The 4,876-nt window shown below is 60.8% G+C and carries 2 protein-coding genes; both read right to left on the reverse strand.

What is annotated here, in order from left to right:
• Positions 1 to 137 precede the first annotated feature (137 nt).
• Positions 138 to 2,414 carry a catalase/peroxidase HPI gene (gene katG / locus F8N49_RS25520; RefSeq protein ID WP_136494215.1) on the reverse strand — a complete coding sequence of 759 codons (2,277 nt, stop codon included), beginning with the start codon at positions 2,412 to 2,414 and terminating at the stop codon, positions 138 to 140.
• 218 nt (positions 2,415 to 2,632) lie between these two features.
• On the reverse strand, positions 2,633 to 4,843 hold the full coding sequence (locus F8N49_RS25525) for an LTA synthase family protein (protein ID WP_151553083.1): 2,211 nt from the start codon (positions 4,841 to 4,843) through the stop codon (positions 2,633 to 2,635).
• Positions 4,844 to 4,876: the final 33 nt, after the last annotated feature.

Here is a 4,876-nt window from a genome sequence, read left to right on the forward strand (position 1 = left end):
GTGGGAATGACTCTCTCGACGCTCGGCGTCGGCTTTGGGACGCAGAGCGTCCCTTGCTGCATTCCAACGAGGAGCGTGGGAACGATCAACAAAAAATGCCGCTCAACGAGCGGCATTTTTATTGGTACAACAAACAGCTATTTACGCAGATCAAACCGATCCAGATTCATCACCTTCGTCCATGCCTTGACGAAATCGTTGACGAACTGCGCCTTCGCGTCGGAACTGGCGTACACCTCGGCCAACGCGCGCAATTGCGCATTCGAGCCGAACACCAGATCCACTCGTGTCGCCGTCCACTTTGGCGCCCCGGTCTTGCGGTCACGGCCTTCAAACTCATCGGCATCCCGTGACGTTGGGGTCCACTCAACTCCCATGTCCAGCAGGTGGGTGAAGAAGTCATTGCTCAGCGTTTCGGTTTTATCGGTGAACACGCCATGCCGCGTCTCGCCGACATTGGTGTTCAATACCCGCAAACCACCCAGCAGCACGGTCATTTGCGGTGCCGTGAGCGTCAGCAACTGCGCCTTGTCGATCAGCAACGTTTCCGCCGCAACCGTGTATTTGCCTTTGCTGTAATTGCGGAAGCCATCGGCAATCGGTTCGAGGAAACCGAACGATTCGACATCGGTCTGCTCCTGCGAAGCATCGACGCGGCCAGGTGAAAACGGCACCGACACTGAATGCCCGGCGTTCTGCGCGGCTTTTTCCACCCCGGCATTACCGGCCAGGACGATCAGGTCCGCCAGCGAGATTTTCTTGTCACCGGCGGCGCCGTTGTTGAACTCGCTCTGAATGCCTTCCAGTGTGCTCAGCACCTTGTCCAATTGCTCGGGCTGGTTGGCCTGCCAGAACTTCTGCGGGGCCAGACGCAAGCGTCCGCCGTTGGCGCCACCGCGCTTGTCCGAACCGCGGAAGGTCGATGCTGCAGCCCACGCGGTCGAAACCAGTTGCGACACTGACAACCCTGAAGCCAGCACCTTGTTTTTCAGCGCAGTGGCGTCGCTGTCATCGATCAGCGGGTGCGTCACGTCGGGCAGCGGGTCTTGCCAGAGCAATTCCTCTTGTGGCATTTCCGGGCCGAGGTAGCGAGAGAGCGGACCCATGTCACGATGGATCAGCTTGTACCAGGCACGGGCGAACGCGTCGGCGAGCTGATCGGGATTGGCCAGGAAACGCCGCGAGATCTGCTCATAAGCAGGATCGAAGCGCAACGCCAGGTCGGAGGTGAGCATGGTCGGCGAGAGCTTCTTGTTCGGATCGTGAGCGTGGGGAACGGTGCCTGCACCCGCGCCGTTTTTCGGTTGCCACTGATTGGCGCCCGCCGGGCTTTTGGTCAGCTCCCACTCGAAGCCGAACAGGTTTTCCAGATAGTTGTTGCTCCACTGCGTTGGTGTGGTGGTCCAGGTCACTTCCAGACCACTGGTGATGGTGTCGGCGCCTTTACCGGTGCCGAAGGCGTTTTTCCAGCCCAGACCCTGTTGCTCCAGACCGGCCGCTTCCGGCTCTGGGCCGACATTGTCGGCCGGGCCGGCGCCGTGGGTCTTGCCGAACGCGTGGCCGCCGGCGATCAGCGCCACGGTTTCTTCGTCGTTCATGGCCATGCGGCCGAAGGTTTCGCGAATGTCCTTGGCCGAGGCCACCGGGTCCGGGTTGCCTTCCGGACCTTCCGGGTTGACGTAGATCAGACCCATCTGCACGGCGGCGAGGGGATTTTCCAGATTGCGTTCGCCCTGATCGGTGCGGCTTTCTTCACGGCCATGCAAATCGGGCTCAGCCACCAGCGTGCCGTCACCGGGCTCTTGCACCGGGCCATTGCTCTTGCCGTAACGGTTGTCGCCGCCCAGCCACTCGGTTTCCGAACCCCAGTACACGTCTTCATCCGGTTCCCAGACATCGGCGCGGCCCCCGGAAAAACCGAAGGTCTTGAAGCCCATGGATTCCAGCGCGACGTTGCCGGTAAGCACGATCAGGTCGGCCCAGGAAATATTGCGCCCGTATTTCTGCTTGATCGGCCACAGCAGGCGGCGGGCCTTGTCGAGGCTGACGTTGTCCGGCCAACTGTTGAGCGGGGCGAAGCGTTGCTGCCCGGAGCCGGCGCCCCCACGGCCATCGGCGGTGCGATAGGTCCCGGCGCTGTGCCAGGCCATGCGCACGAACAGCGGGCCGTAATGGCCGAAGTCGGCCGGCCACCAGTCCTGGGAGTCAGTCATCAGCGCTCTGATGTCTTGTTTCAACGCCTGAAAATCGAGGCTTTTGAAGGCTTTGGCGTAGTCGAAGTCCTGGCCCAGCGGATCGGACTTGGGGGAATGCTGGCTGAGGATTTTCAGATTGAGTTGATTCGGCCACCAGTCACGGTTCGTCGTACCGCCGCCGGCGGCGTGGTTGAACGGGCATTTCGATTCGTTTGCCATGTTCGTATCCCTATCAGGTCTGCGGCCGGCTCGTGCCGACTTCGGACTGGTAAGGCTAGACCCGAGTTGGCAAGTCGGCTAATAGCCCGACTATTGGATACCGATAGGCAAACTCTTTCACCGCACAGGTAGGAGCTGCCGAAGGCTGCGATCTTTTGATCTTTGTTCACCAAAAAATCAAAAGCAAAGATCGCAGCCTTCGGCAGCTCCTACAGGGGTTAGCTCGATTGTGCGGTGTCGTCCTCTGGCACGTCGTCGAGGATGTCTTCCTGGCCGGGCAGTTCGGTGATGACGCTGAAGTCGCTGACTTCAACCGCGCCATTGCCATACCCCAGCAAATGAAACGAGAACGCCTTGCGCGGCTGGGGGTTTTCAAAGCTGAAGTCCAACTCCAGTGGCTGGTCCGCCGTGGCGACCATTTCCGTAGGCAGGCCCAGTTGCACGTCCTGTTCGAATTGCTTGGCCTTGAGCTGAATGTACGCCGCCTGCTGCGGATCGACCGAGCGCACGGTCAGGCGCACGCGGGTGTGCGAGCCTTTGGGCATTTCCAGGTATTGCGCGCCGATCAGGTTGTCGGCCCAGTCATCCTTGATCTGCGCTTGCAGAGGGATGATGTTGTTGCTGCCGAACTGGTAGCGATGATTGAGCGGTGTGCGCAGCAAAGACAGGTCCAGCGCATCGGCGCGCGCGGCGATCTGCCGGGCCGGATGGCCGCTGTAAGTGCCTTTGTAAGTAGCGCTTTCGGCGATGAAACCGGTGCTTTGGTAGTAGCGGCAGCGGCGCGGCAGGTCGCATTCGGAGAAGATGCCTTGGCCGTTGTGGTAGCGCAGCTTGCCGTTGGTGAACGACATGATTTCGCGCCCCGAATCGTAATCGCGAAACAGCGAGCGGCCGCTCAGCGCAGTCGGCACCGGCAGGTCGAAATAGTCGAGGATCGAGGTGCTCAGATCGACGTGGCCGTAGACCCCGGCATTCAGACGCGGCAGTTGCGCCTGTTCCGGCGCCAGCGTCAGGTTGAAACCCCATGAGGAGGCCAGCCGCACGCCGTCGATGCCGTGGGATTCATCCGAGGTGATCACTACCAGCGTGTCCTTGAGAACGCCTTGGCGCTCAAGTCCGGCAAGAAACTGATCCAGCGCATCGTCGAGATAACCGACGGCAGCCTGCTTGGGCGTCTCATAACGCTGCAGATAATCGTCCGGTGCCGAGTAGGGCTGATGGGTGCCGACCGTCAGCAGCGTGAGCATCCACGGCTGTTTTTGCTTCTTCAGTTGGCCGACGTAATCCAGCGCGCCTTCGAAAAATGCCCTGTCATCCTTGCCCCACGGGAACTCCAGATAGTTGCTGTTGCTGAACCATTCCAGGCCATGGGTCGCATCGAAACCGATGTGCGGCATGATCTTGTCTTTGGCCATGAAGCGCAGGCCCGCGCCCTGCAAGTAATGAGTGCTGAAGCCGTGCTCGCGTAGTTGCGCCGGCAGGCAGGCCTGATTGCGCTCGTTGAGGGTGAGCATTTCCACGCCTTTGGGCGTGCCGTTGTTGAGCTTGTCGTAGTCACCGCAGAGCATGGCATACAGACCGCGAATGGTCTGATGGGTGTGCAGCACGTAATCCGGGGTGTTCATGCCGCGCTCGGCCCAGCGGCTGAGGTTGGGCATCAGGTCTTCCTGATAATGACTGCCGATCGCCTCACGGTTGGCACGGATGTAGGCGCCGGGGATGCCTTCGAGCGCGATGATCAATACATTGCGCGCCTGGCCCGGCGCGGCGAGCAGCTTCTGGCCATTGAGATCGACGTCGGTGAGCCCGGCCATCGCCGGTGTGGGTTCTTCAACGTCGCCGTCGAGCCATTCCTCGGCCTGGATCTGCAGGTCGGCGACTTCACTGGCGAGCAACTGATGCGGCAGGTTGTACAGGCGCCAGGCGTCGCCGTCATTCGGCCACAGGTTTTGCGCGCCCCAATGGGCGGCGAACAACACAATAGGCGCGGCCCAGACCGAGCGAGGCAGAGCAGGGCGAGACAAGCCGCGACCAACAAACTGAGTCAGCAGCCAGAAAACCAGGGCACCCAGCAAAGCCATGGCCAGGGCAGGGTGCGCAAGCCCGCCGCCAGTGGAGTTTTCAACGAATTGCGGGTCGATCAGGTAGTGAATATCCGAAGGCGTCGGCAGGCGGCCGACGGCGCTGACCAATTCTGCCGTGGCGATCGCCAGCAGCGCCCAGAACATCAGCACCGGCAAGGCCAGCCACCATGCGCGGCGATGCAGTGTTACCACCAGCAAACTGCCGACGGCCAGATCCGACAAAAAGCCCAGCGGTGTCGACCAGCCCAACGCTGCACGCAGGCACACCGGTACGATCAATACCAGAACGATGAGAGAAAAAAGGCGGGCGTTCGGCCGCCGCAGCCAGTTGAAAAGAGCGCTCACAAAAAAGGCCTGCTTGCCATCAAAGGGTCAAAA

Source organism: Pseudomonas sp. GXM4 (assembly GCF_008923895.1).
Classification (GTDB): domain Bacteria; phylum Pseudomonadota; class Gammaproteobacteria; order Pseudomonadales; family Pseudomonadaceae; genus Aquipseudomonas; species Aquipseudomonas atacamensis.

Coding starts and splice junctions, on each gene's coding strand:
- katG (WP_136494215.1), bottom strand. CDS start 2,414: ATGGCAAACGAATCGAAATGCCCGTTCAACCACGCCGCCGGCGGCGGT.